Annotated in this window: 1 rRNA gene; it reads right to left on the bottom strand. The window is 54.2% G+C overall.

Annotated features, from left to right (window positions below):
* Position 1: 1 nt before the first annotated feature.
* A 23S ribosomal RNA gene (locus tag BFL01S_RS19605) occupies positions 2–1,358 on the bottom strand; the annotation flags it as partial.

The following is a 1,358-nucleotide window of genomic DNA, read 5'->3' as shown; positions in this document are numbered from 1 at the left end:
TTTGGTTAAGTCCTCGATCGATTAGTATCAGTCAGCTACACACGTCGCCGTGCTTCCACCTCTGACCTATCAACCTGATCATCTTTCAGGGATCTTACTAGCTTGCGCTATGGGAAATCTCATCTTGAGGGGGGCTTCATGCTTAGATGCTTTCAGCACTTATCCCGTCCACACATAGCTACCCAGCGATGCCTTTGGCAAGACAACTGGTACACCAGCGGTGTGTCCATCCCGGTCCTCTCGTACTAAGGACAGCTCCTCTCAAATTTCCTACGCCCACGACGGATAGGGACCGAACTGTCTCACGACGTTCTGAACCCAGCTCGCGTACCGCTTTAATGGGCGAACAGCCCAACCCTTGGGACCGACTACAGCCCCAGGATGCGATGAGCCGACATCGAGGTGCCAAACCTCCCCGTCGATGTGGACTCTTGGGGGAGATAAGCCTGTTATCCCCGGGGTAGCTTTTATCCGTTGAGCGATGGCCCTTCCATGCGGAACCACCGGATCACTAAGCCCGACTTTCGTCCCTGCTCGACTTGTAGGTCTCGCAGTCAAGCTCCCTTGTGCCTTTACACTCTACGAATGATTTCCAACCATTCTGAGGGAACCTTTGGGCGCCTCCGTTACTCTTTAGGAGGCGACCGCCCCAGTCAAACTGCCCACCTGACACTGTCTCCCAGCCCGATCAGGGCTGCGGGTTAGAATTTCAATACAACCAGGGTAGTATCCCACCGACGCCTCCACCGAAGCTAGCGCTCCGGCTTCTCAGGCTCCTACCTATCCTGTACAAGCTGTACCAAAATTCAATATCAGGCTACAGTAAAGCTCCACGGGGTCTTTCCGTCCTGTCGCGGGTAACCTGCATCTTCACAGGTACTATAATTTCACCGAGTCTCTCGTTGAGACAGTGCCCAGATCGTTACGCCTTTCGTGCGGGTCGGAACTTACCCGACAAGGAATTTCGCTACCTTAGGACCGTTATAGTTACGGCCGCCGTTTACTGGGGCTTCGATTCAGAGCTTCTCCCAAAGGATAACCCCTCCTCTTAACCTTCCAGCACCGGGCAGGCGTCAGCCCCTATACTTCGCCTTGCGGCTTCGCAGAGACCTGTGTTTTTGCTAAACAGTCGCCTGGGCCTATTCACTGCGGCTCTCTCGGGCTATACACCCTACCAGAGCACCCCTTCTCCCGAAGTTACGGGGTCATTTTGCCGAGTTCCTTAACGAGAGTTCTCTCGATCACCTTAGGATTCTCTCCTCGCCTACCTGTGTCGGTTTGCGGTACGGGCACCTCCCGCCTCGCTAGAGGCTTTTCTTGGCAGTGTGGAATCAAGAACTTCGGTACTATATTTCCCT

It is taken from the genome of Priestia flexa NBRC 15715 (assembly GCF_001591565.1).
GTDB classification, from domain to species: Bacteria; Bacillota; Bacilli; order Bacillales; family Bacillaceae_H; genus Priestia; species Priestia flexa.
This window is presented reverse-complemented; position numbering and strand designations above follow the sequence as displayed.